This window comes from Lentzea sp. NPDC102401 (assembly GCF_044765805.1).
GTDB classification, from domain to species: Bacteria; Actinomycetota; Actinomycetes; order Mycobacteriales; family Pseudonocardiaceae; genus Lentzea; species Lentzea sokolovensis.
In genome coordinates this window covers 1,012,617-1,037,224 of record NZ_JBIWKS010000001.1, presented here as the reverse complement: position 1 = coordinate 1,037,224, position 24,608 = coordinate 1,012,617, and the positions used below count along the sequence as shown (strand labels likewise).

The 24,608-nt window shown below is 68.3% G+C and carries 26 protein-coding genes; 17 read left to right on the top strand and 9 right to left on the bottom strand.

Translation table 11 applies throughout. From position 1 onward, the window contains the following. Window positions 1-16: 16 nt before the first annotated feature. Both ACIRG5_RS04620 and ACIRG5_RS04615 read right to left on the bottom strand, forming a co-directional pair. Window positions 17-739: a class I SAM-dependent DNA methyltransferase gene (locus ACIRG5_RS04620; protein ID WP_402900075.1), complete on the bottom strand. Its 723-nt coding sequence runs from the start codon at window positions 737-739 to the stop codon at window positions 17-19. Between the two features lie 10 nt (window positions 740-749). After that, window positions 750-1,238, bottom strand: a complete 489-nt coding sequence (locus tag ACIRG5_RS04615) for a nucleotidyltransferase domain-containing protein (protein ID WP_402900073.1) — start codon at window positions 1,236-1,238, stop codon at window positions 750-752. A gap of 201 nt (window positions 1,239-1,439) precedes the next feature. Between ACIRG5_RS04615 and add the strand changes: the two genes are divergently transcribed. Then, window positions 1,440-2,444 (top strand): adenosine deaminase, encoded by a 1,005-nt coding sequence (gene add / locus ACIRG5_RS04610; RefSeq protein WP_402900070.1) that lies wholly within the window; start codon window positions 1,440-1,442, stop codon window positions 2,442-2,444. Between the two features lie 43 nt (window positions 2,445-2,487). Here add and ACIRG5_RS04605 read toward each other — a convergent pair whose 3' ends face one another. Beyond that, entirely contained in the window at window positions 2,488-4,812 is a 2,325-nt protein-coding gene (locus ACIRG5_RS04605; protein ID WP_402900067.1) for a hypothetical protein, read from the bottom strand. Window positions 4,813-4,997: 185 nt separating this feature from the next. Between ACIRG5_RS04605 and ACIRG5_RS04600 the strand changes: the two genes are divergently transcribed. The 5 genes from ACIRG5_RS04600 to ACIRG5_RS04580 all read left to right on the top strand — a co-directional run bounded on the left by ACIRG5_RS04600 (window position 4,998) and on the right by ACIRG5_RS04580 (window position 9,119). Next, window positions 4,998-5,867, top strand: coding sequence for an SGNH/GDSL hydrolase family protein (locus ACIRG5_RS04600; protein ID WP_402900064.1), 870 nt, complete (start codon window positions 4,998-5,000; stop codon window positions 5,865-5,867). Window positions 5,868-5,952: 85 nt separating this feature from the next. After that, the gene (locus ACIRG5_RS04595) at window positions 5,953-6,870 is read left to right on the top strand and encodes a helix-turn-helix transcriptional regulator (RefSeq protein WP_402900062.1); all 918 of its coding nucleotides are present in this window, start codon (window positions 5,953-5,955) and stop codon (window positions 6,868-6,870) included. A 92-nt stretch (window positions 6,871-6,962) separates the two neighbouring features. Next, a complete protein-coding gene (locus ACIRG5_RS04590) occupies window positions 6,963-7,331 on the top strand; it encodes an STAS domain-containing protein (protein ID WP_402900059.1) in 369 nt (122 codons plus the stop codon). Window positions 7,332-7,342: 11 nt separating this feature from the next. Continuing rightward, a complete protein-coding gene (locus ACIRG5_RS04585) occupies window positions 7,343-8,608 on the top strand; it encodes a tannase/feruloyl esterase family alpha/beta hydrolase (RefSeq protein ID WP_402900056.1) in 1,266 nt (421 codons plus the stop codon). 13 nt (window positions 8,609-8,621) lie between these two features. Next, entirely contained in the window at window positions 8,622-9,119 is a 498-nt protein-coding gene (locus ACIRG5_RS04580; RefSeq protein ID WP_402900053.1) for an O-acetyl-ADP-ribose deacetylase, read from the top strand. On the opposite strand, the gene ACIRG5_RS04575 is transcribed toward ACIRG5_RS04580, so the two are convergent. After that, window positions 9,095-9,391, bottom strand: coding sequence for a hypothetical protein (locus ACIRG5_RS04575; protein ID WP_402900051.1), 297 nt, complete (start codon window positions 9,389-9,391; stop codon window positions 9,095-9,097). The genes ACIRG5_RS04580 and ACIRG5_RS04575 overlap by 25 nt on opposite strands. Further along, a complete protein-coding gene (locus ACIRG5_RS04570; protein ID WP_402900049.1) occupies window positions 9,388-10,380 on the bottom strand; it encodes a LacI family DNA-binding transcriptional regulator in 993 nt (330 codons plus the stop codon). Before ACIRG5_RS04570 ends, ACIRG5_RS04575 begins: the two co-directional genes overlap by 4 nt. A gap of 124 nt (window positions 10,381-10,504) precedes the next feature. On the opposite strand from ACIRG5_RS04570, the gene ACIRG5_RS04565 reads away from it, so the two are divergent. From ACIRG5_RS04565 to ACIRG5_RS04535, 7 genes are all read left to right on the top strand, one after another. Next, the gene (locus ACIRG5_RS04565) at window positions 10,505-11,545 is read left to right on the top strand and encodes an ABC transporter substrate-binding protein (protein ID WP_402900047.1); all 1,041 of its coding nucleotides are present in this window, start codon (window positions 10,505-10,507) and stop codon (window positions 11,543-11,545) included. Next, window positions 11,535-13,049: a sugar ABC transporter ATP-binding protein gene (locus ACIRG5_RS04560; RefSeq protein WP_402900045.1), complete on the top strand. Its 1,515-nt coding sequence runs from the start codon at window positions 11,535-11,537 to the stop codon at window positions 13,047-13,049. The genes ACIRG5_RS04565 and ACIRG5_RS04560 overlap by 11 nt, the downstream gene beginning before the upstream one ends. Beyond that, window positions 13,006-13,977, top strand: a complete 972-nt coding sequence (locus ACIRG5_RS04555) for an ABC transporter permease (protein ID WP_402900043.1) — start codon at window positions 13,006-13,008, stop codon at window positions 13,975-13,977. The genes ACIRG5_RS04560 and ACIRG5_RS04555 overlap by 44 nt, the downstream gene beginning before the upstream one ends. Then, window positions 13,974-14,942 carry an ABC transporter permease gene (locus ACIRG5_RS04550; RefSeq protein ID WP_402900041.1) on the top strand — a complete coding sequence of 323 codons (969 nt, stop codon included), beginning with the start codon at window positions 13,974-13,976 and terminating at the stop codon, window positions 14,940-14,942. The genes ACIRG5_RS04555 and ACIRG5_RS04550 overlap by 4 nt, the downstream gene beginning before the upstream one ends. A 7-nt stretch (window positions 14,943-14,949) precedes the next feature. Continuing rightward, the gene (locus tag ACIRG5_RS04545) at window positions 14,950-17,664 is read left to right on the top strand and encodes an AbfB domain-containing protein (RefSeq protein ID WP_402900039.1); all 2,715 of its coding nucleotides are present in this window, start codon (window positions 14,950-14,952) and stop codon (window positions 17,662-17,664) included. Window positions 17,665-17,672: 8 nt separating this feature from the next. Beyond that, window positions 17,673-18,746, top strand: a complete 1,074-nt coding sequence (locus ACIRG5_RS04540; RefSeq protein ID WP_402900037.1) for a S1 family peptidase — start codon at window positions 17,673-17,675, stop codon at window positions 18,744-18,746. 80 nt (window positions 18,747-18,826) lie between these two features. Further along, window positions 18,827-19,330 carry an SRPBCC domain-containing protein gene (locus ACIRG5_RS04535; RefSeq protein ID WP_402900035.1) on the top strand — a complete coding sequence of 168 codons (504 nt, stop codon included), beginning with the start codon at window positions 18,827-18,829 and terminating at the stop codon, window positions 19,328-19,330. 7 nt (window positions 19,331-19,337) lie between these two features. Here the strand turns inward: ACIRG5_RS04535 and ACIRG5_RS04530 are convergent, their stop codons facing one another. After that, window positions 19,338-20,240: a TIGR03564 family F420-dependent LLM class oxidoreductase gene (locus ACIRG5_RS04530; protein ID WP_402900033.1), complete on the bottom strand. Its 903-nt coding sequence runs from the start codon at window positions 20,238-20,240 to the stop codon at window positions 19,338-19,340. Window positions 20,241-20,339: 99 nt separating this feature from the next. Here ACIRG5_RS04530 and ACIRG5_RS04525 point away from each other — a divergent pair, with 99 nt between their 5' ends. Next, window positions 20,340-20,906, top strand: a complete 567-nt coding sequence (locus ACIRG5_RS04525) for a TetR/AcrR family transcriptional regulator (protein WP_402900031.1) — start codon at window positions 20,340-20,342, stop codon at window positions 20,904-20,906. Here the strand turns inward: ACIRG5_RS04525 and ACIRG5_RS04520 are convergent. Beyond that, on the bottom strand, window positions 20,903-21,934 hold the full coding sequence (locus tag ACIRG5_RS04520) for an FAD-dependent oxidoreductase (protein WP_402900029.1): 1,032 nt from the start codon (window positions 21,932-21,934) through the stop codon (window positions 20,903-20,905). The two genes, ACIRG5_RS04525 and ACIRG5_RS04520, sit on opposite strands and share 4 nt — an antisense overlap. Window positions 21,935-22,103: 169 nt before the next feature. Between ACIRG5_RS04520 and ACIRG5_RS04515 the strand changes: the two genes are divergently transcribed. The 3 genes from ACIRG5_RS04515 to ACIRG5_RS04505 are packed head-to-tail and all read left to right on the top strand — an operon-like array spanning window position 22,104 to window position 23,716. Then, entirely contained in the window at window positions 22,104-22,880 is a 777-nt protein-coding gene (locus ACIRG5_RS04515; protein WP_402900027.1) for a Tat pathway signal sequence domain protein, read from the top strand. A 42-nt stretch (window positions 22,881-22,922) separates the two neighbouring features. Next, complete coding sequence (locus ACIRG5_RS04510; RefSeq protein ID WP_402900025.1) at window positions 22,923-23,288, top strand: hypothetical protein; 366 nt, start codon at window positions 22,923-22,925, stop codon at window positions 23,286-23,288. Next, window positions 23,285-23,716 (top strand): hypothetical protein, encoded by a 432-nt coding sequence (locus ACIRG5_RS04505; RefSeq protein ID WP_402900023.1) that lies wholly within the window; start codon window positions 23,285-23,287, stop codon window positions 23,714-23,716. The genes ACIRG5_RS04510 and ACIRG5_RS04505 overlap by 4 nt, the downstream gene beginning before the upstream one ends. Here ACIRG5_RS04505 and ACIRG5_RS04500 read toward each other — a convergent pair. Next, window positions 23,713-24,129 carry a hypothetical protein gene (locus ACIRG5_RS04500; protein ID WP_402900021.1) on the bottom strand — a complete coding sequence of 139 codons (417 nt, stop codon included), beginning with the start codon at window positions 24,127-24,129 and terminating at the stop codon, window positions 23,713-23,715. The two genes, ACIRG5_RS04505 and ACIRG5_RS04500, sit on opposite strands and share 4 nt — an antisense overlap. Window positions 24,130-24,188: 59 nt before the next feature. After that, entirely contained in the window at window positions 24,189-24,578 is a 390-nt protein-coding gene (locus ACIRG5_RS04495) for a RidA family protein (RefSeq protein ID WP_402900019.1), read from the bottom strand. Window positions 24,579-24,608: the final 30 nt, after the last annotated feature.

The following is a 24,608-nucleotide window of genomic DNA, read 5'->3' as shown; positions in this document are numbered from 1 at the left end:
TCGCCGTCCAAGAACGTTACGCGGCCCGTTCGTACACGCTCACGTGCCGCGTGCTGTCCGCGACGAACGACTCGCCGTTCCAGCCGCTGTGCCGCGCGCGCAGCCGCAGCCCGGCGATCCGTGCCATGAGATCGAACTCGGACGGGTAGGCCTGCCGGGTCTTGATCGGGCCGAACCGGATTCCGTCCGCGCTGATGCGCACGTGGTTCTCGTCGAGGATCTGGGTCGAAGGGTCGAAGCGGTTGACGTCGAGCCGGACGTGGTCGACCTCCACGGCCTCCACGTCGATGAACTGGTGCCGCGGCCGCGCCACCCAGCTCGGCAGGCCGCACTCGACCACGAACACGCCGTCCGGGGTGAGGTGGCGTGCCGCGTTCTCGAAGCAGCGGACCTGGTCGTCCTGGGTGAGCAGGTTCGTGATCGTGTTGTAGACGAGGTACACCAGGTCGTACGTGCGGCCGGTGCCGGCCTGGGACATGTCTCCCATGGTCACGGGGATGTCCTCGCCGCCGGGTTTCTCCCGCATACGCGCGACCATGTGCGGTGACAGCTCGATGCCGTCGACCGCGACACCGGCCTGCGCCAGCGGCAGCGCGACGCGGCCGGTGCCGACCGCGAACTCCAGGGCGGATTTGCCGAACGCGGCGAGGAACCGCACGGTGTCGTCCTCGTCGCCGCGCGGTGAGTTGTCGTAGTTCTGGGCGGTTTCGAGACCGAAGCTCGGGTTGAATCCCTTCACCCGTCCCACGCTAGCCAGGCTGCCAACCGGTTTTGTCCATCGCCCGCAGCAACGACAGATCATGCAGGTCGCGCTCGCGCGGCTCGTAGCCCTGGTGGAAGAACAACTGCTGCTCGGCCGACAGGCACGGCACCGTCGTGCCGAGGATCGTGCCGGTGACGAAGCACCTCGCCGGGTAGCGGAACGGCTCGCCGGGCGTCAGCGAGGACTGCTCGGCGCTGCCGTCCTCGTTGTAGCGCAACGGGTGCAGGTCGATCTCCCGGCCGCCGGGGTCCGTGACCACGAACCGCACCGGGCGCCACGACAGCGTTTCCACGAACCCGCGCGCGGCCAGGGCTTCGAGGATCCGCGGCTCCTGCTCCTCGCGGTGCATGAGGTCGAGGTCACCGTGCGGGCGAGTCTGCCTGCCCACCAGCGCGTCGACGCCCCAGCCGCCGCCCACGCGGACGTCGAAGCCGTCGAGCGCCGCCAGGATGTCGAGCACGTCCTCGCCGGTCACGTAGCCAGCGTAGTGATCAGGTCAGCGGCTGCGCGCCCGATTTTCGCTGCGCGGGTGTCGTTGTCGCTGCTACGTTGAAGATCGTGCCGGACTTCAAGCTGCCGCTCTACGGCGCTGACACCGAACGTGGCGACCTCGCTCCCTGAGTCGCCTCGTTCCTCCGCCACCACTCTCACCTTCGTCTTGCACAGGGAGCTTGCCATGCGTTCGTTCGTCCACGCGCTGCCCAAGGTCGAGTTGCACGTCCACCTCGTCGGATCGGCCGGCGTCGACACCGTCCTGGAACTCGCCCGGCGCCACCCCGAGGCAGGCGTGCCCACCGAGCGCGCCGAACTGGAGCGCTTCTACACGTTCCGGGACTTCGACCACTTCCTGAAGGTGTACTGGGCGGTCCAGTCGATGCTGAAGGGCCGCGCCGACATCCACACCCTCGTCGTAGGCCTGGCGCGCGAACTGGCCCGGCAGAACGTCCGGTACGCCGAGGTCACCGTCACGCCGTACAACCACATCACGGACGGCATGGCCGGCGACGAACTCCTCGCGGGCCTCGAGTCCGGTCGCGCGGAAGCAGCGGCGCTGGGCGTCGACCTGGCCTGGTGCTTCGACATCCCGGGCGAGAAGGGCCTGGTGGCCGGGCGGGAGACGCTGGCGTTCGCGCTGTCCGAACGCCCGGACGGCCTGGTCTCCTTCGGCCTGGGAGGACCAGAGGCGGGCGTCGGCCGCGCCCAGTTCGCGCCCTTCTTCGACGCGGCAAGGGATGCGGGCCTGCACAGCGTGCCGCACGCGGGGGAGACCACCGGCCCGGAGACCATCTGGTCCGCGGTGCGGGACCTGCGGGCCGAACGGATCGGCCACGGCACGAGCTGCGTCGAGGACCCGGCACTGGTGGACCACCTGGTGCTGAAGGGAATCCCGCTGGAGGTGTGCCCGACGTCCAACGTCCGCACGCAACAGGTCGCGTCGATCGAGGCGCATCCCGTGCGGCAGATGCTCGACGCCGGCGTCGTGGTCACGCTGAACACCGACGACCCGCCGTTCTTCGGCGCCACGCTGGAAGGGGAGTACCTGGCGGTGGCCACGGCGCTCGATCTCACGCCCGCGCAGGTCGCGACGCTGGCGGAGAACGCCGTGCTGGCCTCGTTCCTGCCCGGCGGCCGCAAGACGTCGTTGCTGGAGGAGATCGCGGACGTGCTGGCCTCGGTCTGAGAAACCGGTGGCCCGCGGGGGAAACCCGCGGGCCACCGTGAACTCACTGCTGTGGAACGGGGTACGACCGCTCGAGGTTGCCGGACACGACGCCGTCAGGAGTCCTGCTCGACACGGTCAGGTAGAACGTCCCGCTGGACGGCATGGTGACGGTGAACCGCGCCTTGCCGTCCGCACCCACTGGAACGACCTGCGGCGTGTTGAAGGCGACGTACCACAGGACCTCGTGCGACCCGGGCAACGCGGGTGTCACGACGAACTCGATCGGCACGTTCGGCCGTGCCGTCACCGGACCACCGTCCGGGAACTGCGGGCTCGCCAGGGCAGGAGGCGCCGGCTTCACCTGGAACATGTACGACTGGTCGTCACTCTCCAGACCGGTGTCCATGACGCCACGCACGTACAGGTAGTGGTAACCCGGCTTCTTGGGCGCCCATTGGACCTGCGTGCCCGTGGTGGTCTGCCACGGCTCGTCGTCGAACCTGTACTTGTACGACACGACCGGGAGCCATGGCGACGAGAACGTGAACGTGCCGGCCTGGCCGGGAGCGCCGCCCGGTTGGTTCTTGTAGTCGTTGCTCGTCACCACCGGCGCCGGCGTCTCGGCGTCGATCGCGCTCTCACCCCACCCGGAGCGGACTCCGGCCTCGTTGACGCTCGCCACCAGCACGTCGAAGCTGCCCTTGACCGTCGGCGTGTACTCGAACGTCAGCGTCCCGTCCGGTGCCGCGGGCAGCTGCTGCTCCGGGTCGTCGCCGATCTTGTACACATAGGACACAACACCGTCCATGGCCGGCGTCACGGTAATCGTGCGCTTCTGGCCCACGACGCCGGACCACGGGGTGGTGTCGACCTCCGGTCGCACCTGGTCGACGGTGAACGAGCTGGTCGTGATGCCCGACCGGGCACCGGCAGCGGTGACCGTCCAGACCTTCAGGTCGTGCCGCTCGGCACCGGGCTGGGTGTAGGTGAGCGTGAAGCGGCCCTTGTGGTCCTCGCCGACCGGCACGGTCTGCTCCGAGCCGCCGTCGATCTGGTAGACGAACCGCGTGGCGCCGTCCTGGGTGGCGTTGAGCACGAACTCGCCGGGCTTGCCGAGCTCCAGCAACGGCCTCTGCACCCTGGGCGCGGTGGTGCGGACCCAGTAGCGGTAACTCGAGCTCGCCGACCGGAGTCCGGCGTGGTCGATGCTCTGGACCTGGATGTACAGCGGGCCGTCGGTGTTCGGCGTGATCGTGATCGTCGCCTTGCCGCCGGGAGCGTCGGCTTCCACGCGACCGCTGGGGATGCCGATGCCGTCGTACGTGAACGCGACGACGTCCGCCGCGCCGTTGGCGTCGAAGGTGAACTCGCCCGGCAGACCCTGGCCGCCGTCACCGGGAGACCCACCGTTCTCCTGGTAGGTCGCGGAGGAGATCTTCGGAGCACTCGGAGCCGTCACATCGGCGGTGAACTGGCACGGCGCGGACCACTCGGAGTTCGCGAACCCGTCCTCGGTACGCACGGCGAAGGCGTAGGTGCCGCCGTCCTTGACCATGCCCTCGGGGAACAGGGTGTCCACCACGCCGGCGCCGGGGAAGGGAGCCTCGACCTCAACGCGTTGTTCTGGCGCGTCCACCGGCCAGAACGCCAGGCGCCCGGTGAGGCCGCTACCGGGGTCGGCGTCGTGCAGGGTGGCCTTGACGCGCGGCGTGAGGCTGGGGACGAAGCGCGTGGTGCCGTCGCAGTTGTGGATGTCGATCTTCAGGTCGGTCGGTGTCCCCGGCGGCGTGTTGAACGTCGTGCTCAGCACCGCGGCCGGGTCGTAGGTGCGGCCGTACTCGACCTTGCCCTGGAACTGCTCGGCGATCCGGAGCACGAACGTGATCTCCGTCCTGCCCTTCTCCAGAGCCTTCCTGATGGGCTCGGCGACGTTCCAGGTGACCGCGGGCGACACGCAGTCCTGGTTCGGGTTCGGCTCGATCTTCGAGCTCTCCCAGGGCTGGTGCGCCCAGGTGATCTTCTTCGGTGGCTGCACGACCCAGAGCCGCGTGGCACGCGGCTTGGCGCAGTCGTTCGCGGCCTTCTCCGGCGTGCGCAGGTTCGCCGTGAACAGCTGCGCGCCCTTGAACCGCGTGATGTCGAACGTGAAGTACGACTTGCCGATGTGGTGCTTGTCGTCCCGCCAGGCGCCGACCTTCGCGTCGCCCGTCGTGATCTCCTGGTGCGGCTGCCTGGAGTCGGTCGTGACCCACTTGGCCGGGTTGGACATGGCCCAGTTCGGTTGCTGGGCGGCGTGCGCGGTGCCGGGCACGGCCACCACGAGACCCGCGACGAGCGCGGCAACGAGTGCCCCGGCACCACGCCAGGGTCTGTCAGATGTTCTCAACGATCCCCCTAGAGACGAACAGTCCGGCGGATGGTGGCATCCGCCCTGGGCGTTTGTCATGGGAGTTCGGAAAGAAGTCCTCGCTGATCAGCGCACGCGGGAGGGCCACCGCATCTCGTTTGGCGGCGCACGACGTGGTGTCTCGGGCACTATGGCGACGGCACGACATCGATATCGGGGGTCCTGTGAAAAGAACAATTGTTGTCCTGACAGCGGTTCTGGCTGCTCTGGCGATCGCTCCCACGGCCAACGCGAGTTATTCCACCTCGCTCGTAGTACTCGGCGACTCGTACGCGTCGGGCACGGGAGCAGGCTCCTACCAGGACGGAACGGCAGGGAACTGCTGGCGCAGCAACAACTCCTACGGTGAGCAGGTGGCCGCTCGCCTGCGCGCGGCGGGCAGGCTCGGCTCGTTCGCGAACGTGAGCTGCAGTGGTGCCGCCACCGCGGACTTCTCCCGTCCCTTCAAGGACCGTCCGGCCCAGTTGGACGCCCTGAAGCGCGACACGAACCTGGTGCTGCTCACCGTCGGCACCAACGACATCGACTACGCGACGTACGGCGGCATCTGCATCCAGGCCGACTGCACGGGTGCGCCGACCGAGGCGATCCTGGCGAGGCTGCCGCAGATGGAGCTCAACGTCACCGCTCTGCTCGCCGAGATCGGCAAGCGCAGCCCGCACGCACGGGTCGTCGTCGTGGGCTACGGTCGTCAGGTGTCCACTTCGGACAACCCGGACGGTGTCACACTCGACCCGATCTGCGGCGAGGGAATCCTCACCACCGAGGAACGCGCTCAGGGCAACCAGGTCGCCGACGGCATCGACGCCACCCTGCGTTCTGCCGTGACCAAGGCGGCCTATCAGGGCGTCAAGGCCACGTTCGCCAGCCCGTTCTCCCGCCCCGGCACGTTCGACGGCCACGCGCTGTGCGAGTCGGGCACGCCGTTCCTGCGCGGGTTCGACGCGCTGGCGCCGGGCCAGGAGGGGCCGGAAGCCGTGTTCCACCCGAACCAGCAGGGACAGACCGCACTGGCCTCGCTCGTCCGGGCCTAGCCGGGTGACGGTTGCTTCCGCCCGCTCATCGGGTGAGCGGAAGCAACCTTCTTGGCGATGGACACCGGCGGGACGAACGAGGATCGTGCAGCACGTGGAACAGGTCGTCGAGGTGACGGACTTGGACGCGGCGCACGAGGTGTTGAATGCGGCTTACGGCCAGATGCGTCTCAACGCCGGCATCGAGCACCCTCACATGCGGATGTCGTCGCGGATACACGGGGACATCCGGTTCGACGAGTTGCACGGTCACATCTCACTCGAGGTCAGCGTCGACCCGATGCGGAACTACGTCTTCGGGCACAACGGCGCCGGCGTCGTCTACTACGGTTCGGGCGGCGAGGACCGATTCTGGCTGCCTGGCGAGGTGTTCCTGAGCGCACCACCCGAAAGTTCCTTCGTCGGGGCGATCGCCGACCCGAGGTTGTCGACGGTCACGCTGCCCCAATCGGTGATCGACGAGGTGGCCGACGGCGCGCGGTTCATCGGTTTCCGGCCGGCCTCGCCCCAGGTCGCGGCAGCGTGGTGGTCCACCTGTGTGCATCTGCGTGACGTGGTGCTCCCGCACTTCGCGGACAACCCGCTGGTCGCGGCGAACGCGATCGGCCTGCTGGTGTCCACCACCCTCGCCGCGTTCCCGAACACCACGCACGCCGCGCCGACCTCTGTCGACCGGCGTGATGCGCACCCGAGAAGCATGCGCCGTGCGGTCGCGTTCATCGAGGACAATGCTGCGACGGACATCTCCGCGGCCGACATAGCGCGTGCGGCCCGCGTATCCATCCGGGCGTTGCAACTCGCCTTCCGCCGTTACCTCGGCACGACGCCGATGGCCTACCTCCGGGGCGTGCGTCTGTCGTGCGCTCATGAAGATCTGAGGGCGGGCAACGGTTCCGTCACCGAGATCGCGGCCCGATGGGGTTACGCCCGTCCGAGTGTCTTCGCCGCGCACTACCGCGCCGCCTACGACATCTCGCCGTCCCAGACCTTGCGGTCGCGCTGAGTTCGTTTTCCCGGCCACGGCTTCGTTTCCGCTGCTATCGTTCGGGCCTCGCAGTGCGGTGAAGTGGTGACCCGTCTGCGAGGTGAGGCCCGATGACCGCCTGTGAGACCAGCCCGTTCGCCGTGCGGACCCAACGCTCCGGTACGTGCTTCACGGCCACTTGCCGAGGCGAGATGGACATAACGACGTGCGACCTGCTTTTCGCGGCCGTGCTGCCCGGCATCTCCGACACCACCACCGACCGCGTCTCGGTGGACCTGGCGGAGGTGACGTTCCTGTCCGCGAGCGGCCTGCGCACCCTCCTGCTCTTGCTCTGCGCCGCGCACCACAGCGGCAAGTCGTTCGACCTGCGCCACACCCAGCCCCAAGTCCGCCGAGTGCTGGACCTGTTCGGCTTCACCACCTTCAAAGCAGGCCTTGTGTGGGAGGCAACCATGTCGCCGAGGACCCGCCACAACTAGCTTGACCAGCTATGTTGCTCCCGCTGGTACTCGTGCTCGCGCTCACCCCGCCGACGTCCGCGATGACGGTCCCCGGCGCAGAACACCAGCAACTGACCCACCTCGCCGACCTCACCACGACCGGCCTGGTCACCACCGGCCACACCGACCCGGCCGACTGGGCGGGCCTCACCAGCGCCGCCCTGCCCGTTCCCGCCGCCGTGCCGGGAATCCAGATCGACGGCTACTTCCCGGACACCTCCCGCACCAACACCAACCACGGCTGGCACGACTCCCAGTTCGTGGTCAGAATGCCCGACCACTGGAACGGCGGCCTGGTCGTGACCGGCGCCCCCGGCGTGCGCGAGCAGTACGCTAACGACCGAGCCATCTCCGACTGGGTCCTCTCCCGCGGCTACGCCTTCGCCGCCACCGACAAGGGCAACACCGGCGCCCAGTTCTACCGCGACGGCCGCGCCATGGAGGAGTGGAACCACCGCTTCACCCAGCTCACCGTCGCCGCGAAGTCCGTTGTGTCTCAACGCTACGGCCGACCCGTGCGCCGGACGATCGCCACCGGCATCTCCAACGGCGGCTACCTCGTCCGCTGGCAACTGGAGAACCGCCCGCACCTCTACGACGGCGGCGTCGACTGGGAGGGGACACTGTGGACGGTCGCGGGCCCGAACCCGCTGACGTTCCTGCCGCCCGTCCTCCGCGCCTACCCGGCCTACCTGGCAGGCGAACCGGGCGCGCACGAGGCGATGGTCGCGGCGGGCTTTCCGGCCGGCACGGAATTCCTGTGGGACTACCACTACCGCTACTACTGGGATCTGACCCAGCGCATCTACCGCGAGGAGTTCGACCCGCGGTTCGACGGGGAACTGGAGGCCGGCGTGCCGTTCTGCACCCCTGGCAGTGCTACCTGCGACGCTGACTACTCGTACGTTTCCCGACGTCGCATCGCCGGTCCCGCCGTGTCCCGGGTCGCGTTGACCGGCAAGGTGAAGCGGCCTTTGCTGACGGTGCACGGGACCTACGACGTGTTGCTGCCGATCAGCCAGGATTCGGACGTGTACGCGGGGATGACACCGGATCGGTTGCACCGGTACTACCGGGTGGAGCAGGGAACGCACGTGGACGGACTGGTGGACGCCTATCCGGATCGGTTGCGGCCCCTCGCGCCCTGCCATCGGGCGGCGTTCGTGGCGCTGGAGCGGTGGCTGGACGGGGTGGAACCGCCTCGGTCGGCGACCCTGCCGCGACCGGCTGACGTGGCCACCTGCCCGTTGTCGTGATCCAATCGGGGACGTGGCCACCATCGAGTACGTCCTCGGCGACATCACCGAGCAGGAAGCCGACGTGATCGTGAACGCCGCCAACTCCTCCCTCCTCGGCGGCGGAGGAGTGGACGGCGCGATCCACCGCAAGGGCGGCCCGGACATCCTCGCCGACTGCCGCAAGCTGCGCGCCGGCCACTACGGCGGCGGCCTGAAAACCGGCCAGGCCGTCGCCACCACCGCGGGCCGCCTGCGTGCCAAATGGGTCGTGCACACCGTCGGCCCGGTCTGGTCGGCCACCGAAGACCGTTCCGAACTCCTCGCCGACTGCCACCGCAACGCACTCCGCGTGGCAGCCGGACTCGATGCGCACACGATCGCGTTCCCGGCCATCTCCACCGGCATCTACCGCTGGCCGGTCGAGGACGCCGCGCGGATCGCCCACGCCGCCACCGAGGACTCCCCGGTCCCCGTGATCAGGTTCGTCCTGTTCGACCAGCGGACCTACGACGCCTTCGCCCGCCCGTAGTCCGCGATCTCCATCGCCCACCGGTACACCTCGAACGGATCGCCCAAAGTCGCGGGCGACGAAGGACGCACCAAAGTCCCGTTCAACGCCCGAAGCAGGTCGTACAGCCCGAGATGGGTCCAATCCCACAACATGCTGTCGAAGTTGTAGGCACGCATCAAAGGCGTAAGTCGTGCACGAATGGCCGCGATCTGCGCGGCGCTGAACGACGTGTCGAGGAACGGCTCGTAGCCCGTGAAAACGATGTGGTCCGGGCCGAACGTCACCGTCATCGGGCCACGGTACTTTCCCTCACTTGCAACGAGAACGGGGTTTCGACGTCCTCCAGCGCCGCGTCGCGGGATTCGGCACGGCGGTGCAGGAGGTCGACGGCGGCGCGGGCGATGGCGCCCTTGTCGGGGGCGACGGAGGTCAGTGACGGGGAGCTGTAGACGCTCTCCTCGTTGTTGTCGAAGCCCACCACCGCCAGGTCCTGGGGCACGCGCACGAAGCGTTCGGCGGCCGCTCGCATGGCGCCGATGGCCAGCAGATCGTTGAAGCAGAACACGGCGTCCGGCGGGTTGCGCAGGTCCAGCAGCGTCTTCATCGCGGCGGCGCCGTCCGCGCGGTGGTAGTTCAGCGCCGGCACGACCAGCTCGTCGACGAACGGCAGCGAGGCCTCGGCCAGTGCCGCGCGGTAGCCCTCCAGACGCAGGGCCGCGGTACCGCGGTGGGGGTGGGCGCCGATCGCGGCGATTCGTCGGTGACCCAGCGAGATCAGGTGGCGGACGGCGGCCTGCGCGGCGGCCACGTTGTCGATGCCCACGCGGGAGATCGGGACGTCGATGGCGTGCTCGCCCAGCAGGACGGCGGGGACGGACAGCTGGAAGTCGTCCACCTGCAGCGCTTCCGGGCTCAGGATCGCGGCGTCGACCAGGTGCGGGCCGAGCGACGCCAGCGCGGAGCGTTCGCCGGCCAGGGTGCCGAACGTCTGCTCGATGAGCACGTTCCACTCGTGTTCCTGGGCGGCGGCGATGACGAGACCCGCGAGCTCGGCGAAGTACGGGATCGAGAGTTCGGGCAGGACCAGGGCGATGAAGCCGGTGCGGCCGCGGCGCAGGTTGCGGGCGCCGAGGTTGGGCCGGTAGCCGGTGGCCTCCAGCGCCTCCTCGACGCGGCGGCGGTTGTCCGCCTTCACGAACGAGTAGCCGTTGACCACGTTCGACACGGTCTTGACCGAGACGCCCGCCAGGCGGGCGACGTCCTTAAGCGTGGCCAACACAGCCTCCAGAAAAAGTACCGGGAAAAGTACCGGGAAGTGTTCAGTCTTTACAACGTTGGAACAACGATGCAAATCTAGCGCCTGAGAGCGCGTCCACGCATAGCCCGCCGTGTAGGAGCCAACGATGTCTCGCATGTTGCTCATCGCCGTCGCCGCCTTGCTCGTGACGGGGTGCACAGCCAGAGAAACCCCGACGACCGCGACGAGCGGAGGCCCTGCGGCGTCCGCCGCGCAGAACCAGAGCGCTGGTCCCGGCTGTGCGCGCAGCAAGACCGGATACCCGCAGGTAGATCTCAAGGGTGCGATGGTCGGCTTCTCCCAGTCGGAGAAGGAAGCGAACCCGTTCCGCACCGCCGAGACGCAGTCGATCAAGGACGAGGCTGCGAAGCGGGGTGCGGAACTGCTGTACACGAACGCGCAGAGCGACCTGAACAAGCAGATCAGCGACATCAAGTCGTTGATCGACCGCGGCGCGAAGCTGCTGATCGTGGCACCGCTCAACTCCGACGGCCTGCAGCCCGCGTTCGACGCGGCCAAGGCCAAGCAGGTGCCGGTCGTGACGATCGACCGCAAGGTCACCGCGCAGCCGTGCACGGACTACCTGACCTTCATCGGTTCGGACTTCGTCAAGCAGGGCGAACGCGCCGCCCAGCAGATGATCAAGGCGACCGGCGGCACCGGCAAGGTCGCGATCCTGCTCGGCGCCTCGGGCAACAACGTCACGGTCGACCGCACCAAGGGCTTCAAGGACGGCATCGCCGGCACTCCCGGCCTCACCGTCGTCGCCGAGCAGACCGGCGAGTTCGACAGGTCCAAGGGCCAGGCCGTGATGGAGCAGCTCATCCAGAGCAACCCGGACATCACCGCCGTCTACGCCGAGAACGACGAGATGGGCGTCGGCGCCGTCACCGCGCTCAAGGCCGCGAACAAGGTGCCGGGCAAGGACGTCAAGGTCGTGTCCATCGACGGCACGCGCAACGCCGTGCAGCTGATCGCGGACGGCAGCTACACCGCCGTGGTCGAGTCCAACCCGCGCTTCGGCCCGCTCGCGTTCGACACGCTCGAGAAGTTCGGCAAGGGCGACGAGATCCCGCAGAACATCGTGATCTCCGACGACGAGTACGACACGACGAACGCGGCGCAGAAGCTCGGCAATGCCTACTGATCCGGTCATCGAGGTCGCCGGCGTCACCAAGACGTTCGCCGGCGTCCAGGCACTCGGCGACGTCGACTTCACGCTCCAGCGCGGCGAGATCCACGCGCTGGTAGGGGAGAACGGCGCCGGCAAGTCCACGCTGATCAAGGTGCTGACCGGCATCCACACCCCGGACGCCGGTCAGATCACCCGGGGCGGGCACATCTCCACGATCTACCAGGAGGTGAACCTCGTTCCGCTGATGAGCGTGGCCGCCAACCTGTTCCTGGGCCGCGAGCCGCGCAACCGGTTCGGCCTCATCGACCGCGCCCGCCGCGACGCGGACGCCTCGAAGCTGTTGCGGGGCTACGGCATCACGGCGGACGTGAGCAGTCCACTCGGGACACTCGCGGTCGGCGAGCAGCAGATGGTCGCGCTCGCCAGGGCGGTCGAGGCGAACGCGGACGTCGTGATCATGGACGAACCCACGTCGTCGCTGGAACCACGCGAGGTCGAGACCTTGCTCGGCGTCGTGCGAAAACTTCACGAGGCGGGCATCTCGATCATCTACGTCAGTCACCGCATGGACGAGCTGTACCGGATCTGCGACACGGTCACGGTCCTGAGAGACGGGCGAAACGTTCACAGTGGTCCTCTCAAGGAACTTCCGCGCATCGAGCTGGTCTCGCTGATGCTCGGCAGGTCGGTCAAGGAGAACGAGAAGCACGGCACCACGGCGTTCGGCGAAGGTCACCACGCCGACACCCAGCCGGTGCTCGAAGCACGGGACCTGACCAGCAAGCCGCGCATCAACGGCGTGAGCGTGTCGATCAGGCCCGGCGAGGTCGTCGGCCTCGCCGGCCTGCTCGGGTCGGGCCGGACCGAGACCGCGAAGGCGATCATCGGCGCGCTTCCGCTCGACGGCGGCACGGTGATCGTCGCGGGAAAACCGGTGTCGCACAACGTGAAGTCGGCGATGCGGGCGGGCATCAGCATGCTCGCCGAGGACCGCAAGACCGAGGGGATCATCCCGAACCTGTCCGTGCGCGAGAACATCGTGCTGGCCGCGCTGCCGAGGCTCAGCCGGTTCGGCGTGGTCAGCAGGTCCACCCAGGACCGGATCGTGGACACGTTCGTCAAACGCCTGCGCATCAAGGTGTCCAGCCCCGAGCAGAAGGTCGCGGAGCTGTCCGGCGGCAACCAGCAGAAGGTCCTGCTGGCCAGGTGGCTGTGCACCGAGCCCAGGATCCTGCTGCTCGACGAACCGACGCGCGGCATCGACGTCGGCGCCAAGGCGGAAGTGCAGGCGCTGATCGACGAACTCGCGCGGGAAGGCCTGGCTGTGCTGCTGATCAGTTCCGAGCTGGACGAACTGCTCGACGGCGCGGACCGTCTGATCGTGCTGCGCGACGGGTCAGTCGTCGGCGAGCTGGAAGGCGACCAGCTCACGAGTGAGCACGTGCTCAAGGCCATCGCGGCGGAGGTGAGGGATGGCTCAGACGACCACGCGGTCAGCCACCAGAACAGCAACTAGCACCGCGGCCGCGCGAACGCGCTGGTTGCAGGACAACGGTGTCTACGTCGCCGTTGGTGTGCTGCTGCTGTTCAACGCCCTGTTCACGAGCAACTTCCTGACGCTGGGCAACTTCACCACCCAGCTCGTGCAGGCCGCACCGGTGCTGATCGTCGCGCTCGGCATGGCGCTGGTGATCGGCACCGAAGGCGTCGACCTGAGCGTCGGCGCGGTCATGGCACTCGCTGCCGCGATCATTCCGCTCTACCTGGGCGCCGGCCCGCTCGTCGCTATCGTGATGGCGCTCGTCGTCGGCGTGCTGGCGGGAGCGTTCAACGGTTTCCTGGTTGCCAAGGTCGGCATCCAGCCGATCGTCGCCACCCTCGCGCTGCTGGTCGGTGGGCGCGGACTGGCACTGGTCATCGCCGAGGGCCAGCTCGTCCAGTTGCACGACCCGGCGTTCCTGGAGCTCGGCACCGGTGACGTGCTCGGAATCCCCATCAGCGTGCTGATCGCGGGGTTGTTGGCGCTCACCATCGCCGGCTTGACCAACCGCACGACGTTCGGGCGTCAGCTCGTCGCGATCGGCGGCAACCGCAAGGCGGCCACGCTGGCGGGGCTCCCGGTCAACCGGGTGCTGGTCGGCGTCTACGCGATCTGCGGCGTGCTCGCGGCGATCGCCGGTGTGCTGGCCACCTCCCGGCTCGCCGCCAGCGACCCGGCCGACATGGGCCTGCTCATGGAACTGTCCGCGATCACCGCCGTGGTCGTCGGCGGGACCCCGTTGACCGGAGGCAAGGTACGGGTGCTCGGCACGGTGTTCGGCGTGATCCTGATGCAGCTCGTCAGGGCAACGTTGATCAAGCACAACCTGCCGGACTCGATCGCGCAGATGATCCAGGCCGCGATCATCATCGCCGCCGTGTACGTGGCACGGGAGCGCCGATGATCACCACAACCACTCCCGCCGTTCCGAAGGCGGCCGCGCGGGCCAAGGTCCTGCAACGCCAGGGCGCCGCCGTCGCGCTCGTGCTGATGGTCGCGGTGTCCTGGCTGGTCTTTCCCCGCTTCGGCAGCCTCGACAACCTGCGCGACCTCGCCCTGCAGGGCTCGTTCCTCGCGGTGATCGCGATCGGCATGACGTTCGTGATCATCACGGGCGGCATCGACCTGTCCGTCGGCTCGCTCTACGCGCTCGGCGGCGTGCTCGCTGCCTGGGGCTCGCAGTACGGGTTCCTGGCGGCGCTCGCACTGCCGCTGGTCGTCTGCGGGTTGATCGGCCTGATCAACGGACTGCTCATAGCCCGCACGAACATGGCGCCGTTCATCGTCACGCTGGCGTCGCTGCTGTTCGCCCGCGGCCTTCTGCTCGCGATCACCGACGAGGGCGCCAACACCTACAAGATCCCGGCGGACAGCGCGTTCGTCGAACTGGGTCGCGGCACCGTGCTCGGCTTCGGGTATCCGATCTTCATCGCGGCCGTGCTCGCCGTCCTGGGCGGGATGATCCTGAACCGCACCAGCTTCGGCCAGAACGTGTTCGCGACCGGCGGCGCCGAGCAGTCGGCGGTCCTGCTGGGCGTTCCCGTCGCGAAGACCAAGATCATCGTCTACACGATGAGCGGCACGCTGGCGGGTCTCGCCGGCGCCCTGACCGCCGCTTATCTGCAGTCGGGCGTCACGGTCATCGGCGTCGGCCTCGAACTGGACGCCATCTCGGTCGTCGTCATCGGCGGAACCCTGCTGACCGGTGGCATGGGCACGATCCTCGGCACCGTCATCGGCGTCGGCCTGATCAAGGTCATCCAGAACGTCATCAACCAGATCGGCACGCTCGACAGCAACTACCAGTCGGTGGTCAGCGGCGTGTTCTTGCTCATCGTCGTAGTCCTGCAGCGAATATTGCGAAGATAGGAGAGCCATGACCAGACGCGTCCTGGGCGTATTGGTCTCGATCCTGATCACAGCAACCTTCCTGACACCAACCGCGCACGCGGCGGAGTGGATACCGAAAGTTCCTCCGCTCTCGACACCCTGGACCGCCCAGGTGTCGCCGGCGAACGCCCTGCCCGAGTACCCGCGACCGCAGCTAATGCGCACCGAGTGGCAGAACCTCAACGGTGTCTGGGAGTTCGCCGGAGCACCGAACCTGAACAGCCCGCCCATCGGCCGCCCGCTGGCCGAAGGCGTCCTCGTGCCGTACCCGATCGAGTCCGCTCTGTCGGGCATCAAGCGGCACGAGGACAACATGTTCTACCGCCGCACCTTCACCGTTCCGTCCACTTGGAACGGCCGCAACGTCAAGCTCAACTTCGGCGCGGTGACCTGGGAGACGCGGGTCTGGGTCAACGGCAGGCAGGTCGGCACGCACACCGGCGGCTTCGACGCGTTCTCGTTCGACATCACCTCGGCACTCACCACCGGTGCGAACGAGATCATCGTCGGTGTGAGCTCGACGATCGACGGCAGCCGCTATCCGATCGGCAAGCAACGCAGGAATCCGAGCGGGATCTTCTACACCGCGGCGTCCGGCATCTGGCAGACGGTGTGGCTGGAACCGGTGCGGGCAGCGAACATCACGCGTCTCGACACCACCCCGAACGTCGGCGCAGGCGCGCTCGACCTGGTCGTGCAGGGCACCGCGGGCCAGTCGGTCACGGCAGAGGTACTCAGCGGCGGGCAGGTGGTCGGCAGGCAGACCGGCACGACCGGTGGTTCGCTGCGGGTGCCGGTGCCGAACGCCAGGCTGTGGTCGCCGGACGACCCGTTCCTCTACGACCTGCGCGTGACGCTGGCCGGCGGGGACGTCGTGACGGGCTACTTCGGCATGCGCTCGCTCGGCAAGGCGATGGTCGGCGGCGTCATGCGGCCGTTGCTGAACGGGAAGTTCGTCTTCCAGAGCGGCACGCTGGATCAGGGCTACTGGCCGGACGGCATCTACACCGCGCCGACCGACGAGGCGCTGCGTTTCGACCTCGAACGCCAGAAAGCCCTGGGGTTCAACATGGTCCGCAAGCACATCAAGGTCGAGCCGGCGCGCTGGTTCTACCACGCGGACCGGCTGGGCCTGATGGTCTGGCAGGACATGCCGTCCGTCGACTCGATCGACGAGGCGCCGAACTCGCGCGCGAACTACGAGTCCGAGCTGCGCCGGATCCTCGACCAGCTCAAGGGCATCACGTCGATCGTGCAGTGGGTGCCGTTCAACGAGGGCTGGGGCGAGTACGACGCCGGCCGGATCGTGAACCTGGTGCGCTCGATCGACAACACCCGCCTGGTCAACCACAACTCGGGATCCAACTGCTGCGTCTCGGATCCCGACCCCGGCAACGGTGACGTGATCGACGACCACGCCTACCAGATCTCGGCCACCACCCGTCAGCCGGACGCCAACCGGGTCGCGATGCTGGGCGAGTTCGGTGGCCTGGGCCGCCGGGTCGTGGGTCACGAGTACCAACCGGGTGCGGGATTCGCCTACGGGGCCCTGTATCCGGACGAGCAGTCGCTGACCAAGCGGTACGAGGAGATCGTCAAGCAGGTGCAGCGGCTCGTTCACACGCGCGGCCTGTCCGCGATGGTCTACACCGAGCCGTACGACGTGGAGAACGAGGTCAACGGCTTCTACACCTACGACCGGCGCGTGCTGAAGATGACCGAGTCGCGCGTGCGGGCGGTCAACCTCGGCGTTCTCGCAGTGGCTCGCGGCACGGCGGTCAGTCCGGACGACGTGGTCTCGTTGCGCGTCACCACCACCGGATACACCAACCGCTACCTGCGCCATCAGGACTCGCTGGCGCGCACCGACGTGATCAGCACGGACCTGGGCAAGCTGGACGCGACGTTCCACCCGCGGCCCGGACTCGCCGACGCCGCCTGCCTCTCGTTCGAGTCGCGGAACTTCCCCGGCCAGTTCCTCAGGCACAGCAACGGACGCATCCGCACGGACGTGAACAACGGCACGATCGCCGCCGATGCCACGTTCTGCGCTCGTGAAGGTTCGGGCGGCACCGCGCTGGAATCGTTCAACGTGCGCGGTTCGTTCGTGCGGCACTACAACGAGGGCGTCTACCTGGCGCGCTCCGGTGGCCCGAACCCCTGGGACACCGCGAACTCCTTCGCCGCCGACACGACGTGGGCGGTCGGGACCGGGCTGTGGCGCAGCGGTGCGGAACTGCCGCTGGACCAGGCCCGTTCGTTCCGCGTCACCTCACCCGGCTTCACGGACCGCTACCTGCGGCACCGGGAGTCGTTGGCGCGCACCGACGTCGTGACCAGCGCGAGCGACAGCCTGACCAAGGCGGACGCGACGTTCGTCGTCCGGCGCGGGCTCGCCGACCCGACCTGCTACTCGTTCGAGTCCCGCAACATCTCCGGCCAGTTCCTGCGGCACGCGGACTTCCGCGTCCGTCTCGGCACCAACGACAACACCGACCTGTTCCGCCGGGACGCGACGTTCTGCGCGCAACAGGGCACGGGCGGCGTCCGGCTCGAATCGGTCAACGAGCTCGGCACCAACATCCGGCACTACTCGGAGGAGGTCTGGGTCGCCTCGAACGGCGGCGCGCACGTGTACGACAACCCTGCCTCGTACAACCAGGACGTGAGCTGGGCCGTGAGCTCACCTTGGACCCCGTAGGAGAGAAAATGCTGCTACGCATGGTTTCCGTGTCCGCGATCGTGCTGAGCACGATCACCATCCCCGCTGTGACGGCGTCGGCGGACGTCGTCGACGCGATGAGCCGTGACCTCGGGATCACCCAGGCACAGGCTCTGACGAGGATCCGCGCCGAGAAGGTGGCGCTGAAGATCGCCCCGGCCGCCGAGCAGGCCGCCGCCGACGCGTTCGGCGGCAGCTGGTACGCCGACGGCAAGCTGAACGTGGCCGTGACGGACCCGGCTCGGGTCGAGGCGGTCAAGGCCGCGGGTGCGCAACCGGTGTTGCGCACGAAGACACTCGCGTCCCTGAACGCGGTGAAGACGGGCATCGACAGACTGTCGAAGGCCGGATCGGTGTCGAAGGACGTCGCCGGGTGGCGGGTCGACGTCCAGCGCGGCGCCGTGGTGGTCGACGCCCTGCCGGGAGCCGACGTTTCGGGCCTGCCCAAGGATGTTGTCGTCAACACCGAGGGCGTCCAACGGCCGCAGACGTTCGCGGCCGGCACCGTGGGCGGCGACCCGTTCTACACGGGCAACGTCCGCTGCTCGATCGGCTTCTCGGTGCACGGCGGCTACGTCACCGCCGGCCACTGCAACGTCGGCGCCTGGAACGTCTACGGCTGGGACCGTTCGTGGCAGGGCGAGTTCGTCGGCTCTTCCTTCCCCACCAACGACTACGGCTGGGTGCGCACCGGCGGCGGCTGGTGGAACGTGCCGGTCGTGCTCGGCTGGGGTCAGGTGAGCGACGCGCTGGTGCGCGGTTCGTGGGAGGCCCCGCCCGGCACCTCGGTGTGCCGCTCGGGCTCGACCACGCACTGGCACTGCGGCGTCGTCCAGGGCCGCAACGAGACCGTGAACTACCAGCAGGGCGCGGTCTACGAGATGGTCGGCACCAGCGTGTGCGCCGAGCCTGGCGACTCCGGCGGCTCGTTCATCACCGGTGACCAGGCGCAGGGCGTGACGTCCGGCGGTTACGGCAACTGCTCCGGCGGCGGCCGCACCTGGTTCCAGCCCGTCAACGAGATCCTGCGCACGTACGGGTTGACCCTCCTCACCGCCTGATCGGCCGATGTCCACCGGGACGCGAACGCGTATTTTCTTCACGTCTGCGTCCCGGTGGATCTCTTGGTCGAGGTGGTCACGTGCTGGCAGCCGGTCTGGTGTTCGCGATGCTGGCGAGCGGCTCTCCGCTCGATCCCAGGGAGCCTGGCGAGCACTCGGTGGTCTACCGCGCCGAGACCGTCATCTCCGCGCCGCAGGAACGCATCTACGGCCTCATCACCGACTTCCCGGGCTACGCGCGCTGGAACCCGTGGGTCGTCAAGGCGGCAGGCGGCACCGCGCCGGGCGACGAGGTTCGCGTGGACGTGCTCCTCGGCACGGTGAAGATGGCCGCGAAGCACACCGTGCTCAACGGCGTTCCGGGCCGGCGCTTCTGCTGGAAGGACGCGGGCTGGAACGCGTGGTTCGTCTACGGCCAGCGTTGTCGGACGCTCACACCGCAGCCCGACGGCACCGTGCTGGTCACCAACGAACTGCTGGTCGACGGCGTGCTGTCCGGGGGAGCGGACCTGTTCATCGGCAGGGCCATGAAGGACGGCATGCAGGCCGAGAACGCGGCCCTGAAGCGGGCGGCCGAACTCTGACCACGCTTTAACGGGTGAGTCCGGCGAGCAGGTCGATGGTGCGGTTCTGTTCGTCGGCGGTTCCGTAGGGCGCGGCCATGAACTCGGTGACGCCGGCGTCGCGAAGCCGGTCAAGTGCCTGCGTCACTTGGGTTTCCGTGCCGACGATCGCGACGTCCTGCGGTCCGGCCGCTCCTTCCCGGTCGAGCGTCGCGCGGTACTCGGGCACCTGCGCGGCGAGCGCGAACTGCTCGGCGATCCGGGCGCGGACGTCGTCGGGGGTGTTCGTGACGCACACGGGCAGTCCGGCGACGATTCGTGGTGCTCGTCCTCCGGCCGCCTTGGTGATGGTGGGAACGATGTGCTCTCCCAGTGTTTTCGGTCCCGTCATCCAGGTCACGGTCCCGTCGGCGAGTTCTCCGGCCAGTCGCACCATGCGCGGGCCCATCGCCGCGACGATCACAGACGGCGCCGGTACGTCGCCCGGGACGGTCACCGCCCCTACCGCGGTGAGCGTCTCGCCGCGGTACTCGACACTTTCCCCGCGCAGCAGCGGGCCGAGCACCGTCAGGTAGTCGCGCATGCGTTGCACGGGCCGATCGGTGCGCAGTCCGAACATCCCCGACACCATCGCGGCGACACCTGTGCCGACGCCCAGCGTCAGACGTCCCTTCACGGCGGCCTGCGCCGTCAGCGCCTGCCCCGCAAGCATCATCGGGTGCCGCTGGGGAACCGGAACCACGGCCGTGCCCACGGCGATGCCGGGGACGGCGGCACCGGCCACCGCGATGGCGGTCAACGCGTCCCAGCCCAGTGCCTGACTTGCCCATGCGGTGGCGAATCCAGCCTCGGCCGCCACCCGCACCTGGCCGACGACCGCGTCCAACGTCGCAGGACCGCGCACGTCACCGACCGCTGATCCGATCTTCATTCTTCGTCTCCACCTGTCCGGGAACTCAAGTGGAGGGACCACCCCACTTGTGGTCCGGTACGATATGGGGGACCCACCCCACTTAGCAAGCAGGTGTCCATGGGAGAAGCTCCCAGCTCGTCAGGCCGGCGGGCCGACGCGCGGCGCAACCGTGACCGAGTGGTGGCCGCGGCGGGTGTGGTGATCGCCGAGTCCGGAGCAGGGGCGTCCCTGGAGGAGATCGCCCGACGCGCCGGAGTCGGATCGGCCACCCTGCATCGGCACTTCCCGCGTCGCGCGGAGCTGCTGGAAGCGGTGCTCCGCGATCGCGTGCAGGCCTTGTGCGATCAAGCGGAGGACCAGCTGACGGTGCCGGACGCGGGGGCGGCGCTGGTGACCTGGTTGCGTGCTGTGGTGACGCACGCGGCCACCGCGCGGGGGCTGGGGCCGGCGCTGACGGGGTACGAGTCCGATCCGGAGTTCTCGCCCCACACCATGATCCGGGAAGCCGCACAGCAGCTCCTGGCTCGCGCGCACGCGGAGGGTTCGGTCGGTCCGAGCGTCACCGTGGACGACGTCCTGCAACTCGCGAACGGGATCTCCCTGGCGGTCGAGTCCCTGCCCGATCCGGCACAACGCGCGGACGTGCTGGTCGCTCTGGTCGCCGGCGGACTCCTGGCGTCCTAGTTGAACAGGATCCGCTCGGCCACGGCCTTTCCTGGCGGCGTGCGCAGCGTTGTGAACGCGAACTCGGCGAGGTTCGGGCTCCTGACGAGCGACAGGCCACGCCGCAGCAGCGACCTGGTGCGGTAGCGCCGCCGCATGGCCGCTCCGTCGTAGTGCTCCAGCACGTACCTGTTGCCGCTGCGCAGGTAGTCGAACGTGACCGAGGCCGCGAGCTCGGACATCCGCATGCACGGATCGAGCCCACCGGCCGTCAGCGGCGAGACCGCGCCTGCGGCGTCACCGACCAGCAGGCCCTGCGGCGACGCGATCCGGCGGAGCAGCCCGCCGACCGGAATCGGGCCGCCCCGGCGCTTCACCGGCCCGGCGGGCTCCGGCACCGGGAAGCTGTCGCGGAAGCGTTGCAGCAGCTGGGGGAGCGGTGCGGTGAACCGGTCGGCGCGGCCGGCCAGTCCGATGTGAGCGTGCTCGCCGTCGTCGATGACCCAGGCGATGTAGCCGGGTGCGATCCGCGGGTCGACCACGCAGTGGAACGTCGGCGTCGAGCCGGAAGCGACCGGGTAGACCTCCTCGATGCCGGTGATGAGCTGCCGGTTGACGTCGAGGCCGAGGTTCTTCGCCACCGTGGAGCGGGCGCCGTCCGCGCCGATCGTGAAGCGGGCTTTCGTGGACTTCGCCGGGTAACTGGAGTTCAGGTGAACGTGCGCACCCGCACGTTCGGCGTCCTCGACCGCCGCGGCGTAGATGCCTTCCATGTCGCCGACGCGGAACTCGTCCCGGGCGCTCACGAACTCCACCGGTTCCTTCAGCGACGGCGGGTAGAGCAGCACTCTCCGGACCGCCGGCCCCAGGTGGGGAAGGTCGTAGTCGTCGAGCGTGCGCCGGACGAAGATCCCGGTCGTGCGGATGCCGGTCTCCAGGTTTGTCCTGCGTTCACAAACGGCCACGTCGAGGCCTGCTTCTGCCAACAGGCGCGCTGTGTTGAGTCCGGCCAGCCCGGCGCCGACGACGAGCACGTCCACGGTGTCCATGTCCCGACGCTAGGTCCGATCACCGGACCGGTTCCCGTTTCCCGGCAACACCTTCACCGGATCTGCACCGCTTCTCCACGAATGTGAGCCCTTGACACGTCGGAGGTCTGTCCCAGATCGTGTGGGTACCGCTGCCTCGGACCGCCGCCCTGGTTCGAGGAGGAACCGCATGCAGTTGTTCAACCGCCGCACCGCGCTGCGAGGAGCTCTCGCCGTCGCGGCCACGCCACTGGCCGCGGGTGTGGCCTCCGCTGACGTGGGTGCGATGGCGTTCGTGCAGAAGTGGGCCCCGAACCCCGGCTCGGTGGGTCTGAAGGCGTTCGTCGGCATCGAGGACGACCGCTCGAACTCGCATCCCTCGGCCACGCACATCTTCGCCGAGAGCGACCAGTACCGGTTCGTGATGCACAAGTCCGATCGGGACGGTTCCGACCGGCAGCGCAACGAGGTGCGCGCGATCCAGACCGGCAGCACCCGTCACGACATGAAGAAGGGCGAGACCTGGCGCTTCAACTACCAGATGTACATCCCGACGTCGCTGAAGGGCACCACCAGCTTCTCGCACATATTCCAGGTCAAGCACACCGGCGTGGACTCGCCCGTGGTCACCATGTCGCTGTTCCGCTCCGGTTCCACCGAGACCGTCGAGATGCGACTGTTCGGCGCCGGCCAGGCGAAACTCGGCAGCACGCCGCTGGCGCCGTTGCGCAACAAGTGGATCGACGTCGAGATCGAGATCAAGGTCGCCGACTCCGGCAGCCTGCGCTACTCGCTGAAGGACGGCGGCACGACCGTCGTCAACGCCTCGCGGTCCGGCTTCGACACGTGGCTGGGCGGTGACCAGGCGCATCCGAAGTGGGGCATCTATCGGAGCATCAACGACTCCGCGCAGCTGCAGGACACCTACCTGTTGCTCCGCAACATGAAGGCGTACCGAAACGAATAGTGGGTGTTCCCAGGGAGCCGTCGAGAGGTGAGAATCACTCGCGTGGGGGATCTTCACGGACGAACTGCCGAGAGCAGGGCCGGTGTCGCCGCGTTCCTGGCGGGCGTGTGGCTCATCGCCGCACCACCGGTCCTGCACTTCGGCGCGTCACTGCACGCTTTCCGGCCCTACTGGTGGTCGATGGGCCTGGCCGTCGTGGTGATGCTGCTCGGCATGGTGCGGGCGATGGCACCGCTGGACGTGCCGCTGGCGCAACCGATCACGATCGGTCTGGCGGTGGGGCTGATCGTCGTCGCACTGTTCCGAACGGACGGTGGTGCGGCGGCCGTTTGGCTCAACCAGCTGGTTGTCGGCGCTCTCATCGCGTTGTCGGCCGGGCTCGCGTTGCTGATCAGCATGCGCCGATGAGGTGGTCGGACCACTGCCTGATCTGCTCGGGGCAGCAGGAACTCGTGGTCAACGTCCGCGAACGCGGGCCTTACGAGCAGATGCACGACTACACGCGCGTGCTTTTCTGTTGTGCGTGCTCGGTCGGTGAACTGCGGTCGTTCAGCTACGACGGTTTCGTGGTGTACGGCGAGGAGGACGAGGTCATGGTCTGGTCCTCGATCCTCTCCGCTGCCGACGTCGACCGGCTGCGCTCGGCCTTCACCTGCCCGGCGCCGCTCGCGGGCAACTGCGAATGCCCCCACCACGTCCGGGCTTACGACACGAGTCTGCGCGTGAACAAGACACGGCTGCCGGAGCACGGGCCCGACCGGCACAGTCCGGTCGGGCGCACCACCGCTGTTGTGGAGTTGGTGGACGGACTGGTGGAGTTCCGCTCGGCGGGTTAGCAGCGCTCGCTGGTCTTGGCGAACAGGAAGTAGCTGCTCCCGTCGACCTCACCGTGAGCGCGTGTGCACACGTTCAGCGTGTCCGCCGCGCCCGACCACAACTCCTGCTGCCCGTGAGCACCGGTCCTGAAGCCGTTCGAGTTGTTCGGCCGCGTCTGGACGTACGTGCGGAGCGTGAAATCCCGGCCATGACTGGCAATCCACGAGTCCCACACGTAGATGTAGGAGTAGTTCTTGCCGCAGCCCGCGTACTGCTTGACCGAGGCGACCGTCGTGCTGCCGTTCTTCACGTAGGCGGTCGACCCGATCTGGCCGGCGCCAGGGCACGCGGGGTTGGTCTCGGCCTGAGCGGTACCGGTCAGCACGGTGGCCGCCGCTGCCGCGATCGCCGCCACAGCCAGAATCTTGCGCATGGGTAACTCCTCCTGGTTTTGGTCAGGAGCCTGCGCTTCTCCGGTTAGCCGCCGGTAAATCAGTCGATCACGGCGGTGGCCTCGATCTCGACGAGGTGCTCCGGCACGTCCAGTGACGCCACCCCGATCAACGTGGCGGGCGGCGTCGCGGTCTCGCCGACCCTCGCCCTGGCGTTCTCGATGCCCTTGAGGAGCTCCGGCATCAGGTCCTGCGTCCACCCCACGACGTACACCCGGACCCTGACCAGGTCCTTGAAAGACGCCCCCGCGGCCTTGAGCGCGGTGTGCACGTTCACGTAGGCCTGCTCGGTCTGCAGTGCGAGGTCGGGCTCGGTGTCCCAGGCGACCTGCCCGGCCAGGTAGATCGTCTTCGCGCCGCTCGCGACGGCCACGTGGTGGTAGATGTCCAGCTGCGGCAGCTCGTCGGAGTTGATGAGCGTGACGGCCATTGCGGTTCTCCCTGTTCGCTCTCTTGTGGT

Coding starts and splice junctions, on each gene's coding strand:
- ACIRG5_RS04515 (WP_402900027.1), top strand. CDS start 22,104: ATGCAGTTGTTCAACCGCCGCACCGCGCTGCGAGGAGCTCTCGCCGTC.
- ACIRG5_RS04550 (WP_402900041.1), top strand. CDS start 13,974: ATGATCACCACAACCACTCCCGCCGTTCCGAAGGCGGCCGCGCGGGCC.
- ACIRG5_RS04585 (WP_402900056.1), top strand. CDS start 7,343: ATGTTGCTCCCGCTGGTACTCGTGCTCGCGCTCACCCCGCCGACGTCC.
- add (WP_402900070.1), top strand. CDS start 1,440: ATGCGTTCGTTCGTCCACGCGCTGCCCAAGGTCGAGTTGCACGTCCAC.
- ACIRG5_RS04560 (WP_402900045.1), top strand. CDS start 11,535: ATGCCTACTGATCCGGTCATCGAGGTCGCCGGCGTCACCAAGACGTTC.
- ACIRG5_RS04520 (WP_402900029.1), bottom strand. CDS start 21,934: ATGGACACCGTGGACGTGCTCGTCGTCGGCGCCGGGCTGGCCGGACTC.
- ACIRG5_RS04540 (WP_402900037.1), top strand. CDS start 17,673: ATGCTGCTACGCATGGTTTCCGTGTCCGCGATCGTGCTGAGCACGATC.
- ACIRG5_RS04495 (WP_402900019.1), bottom strand. CDS start 24,578: ATGGCCGTCACGCTCATCAACTCCGACGAGCTGCCGCAGCTGGACATC.
- ACIRG5_RS04545 (WP_402900039.1), top strand. CDS start 14,950: ATGACCAGACGCGTCCTGGGCGTATTGGTCTCGATCCTGATCACAGCA.
- ACIRG5_RS04525 (WP_402900031.1), top strand. CDS start 20,340: ATGGGAGAAGCTCCCAGCTCGTCAGGCCGGCGGGCCGACGCGCGGCGC.
- ACIRG5_RS04555 (WP_402900043.1), top strand. CDS start 13,006: ATGGCTCAGACGACCACGCGGTCAGCCACCAGAACAGCAACTAGCACC.
- ACIRG5_RS04505 (WP_402900023.1), top strand. CDS start 23,285: ATGAGGTGGTCGGACCACTGCCTGATCTGCTCGGGGCAGCAGGAACTC.
- ACIRG5_RS04590 (WP_402900059.1), top strand. CDS start 6,963: ATGACCGCCTGTGAGACCAGCCCGTTCGCCGTGCGGACCCAACGCTCC.
- ACIRG5_RS04565 (WP_402900047.1), top strand. CDS start 10,505: ATGTCTCGCATGTTGCTCATCGCCGTCGCCGCCTTGCTCGTGACGGGG.
- ACIRG5_RS04500 (WP_402900021.1), bottom strand. CDS start 24,129: ATGCGCAAGATTCTGGCTGTGGCGGCGATCGCGGCAGCGGCGGCCACC.
- ACIRG5_RS04575 (WP_402900051.1), bottom strand. CDS start 9,391: ATGACGGTGACGTTCGGCCCGGACCACATCGTTTTCACGGGCTACGAG.
- ACIRG5_RS04530 (WP_402900033.1), bottom strand. CDS start 20,240: ATGAAGATCGGATCAGCGGTCGGTGACGTGCGCGGTCCTGCGACGTTG.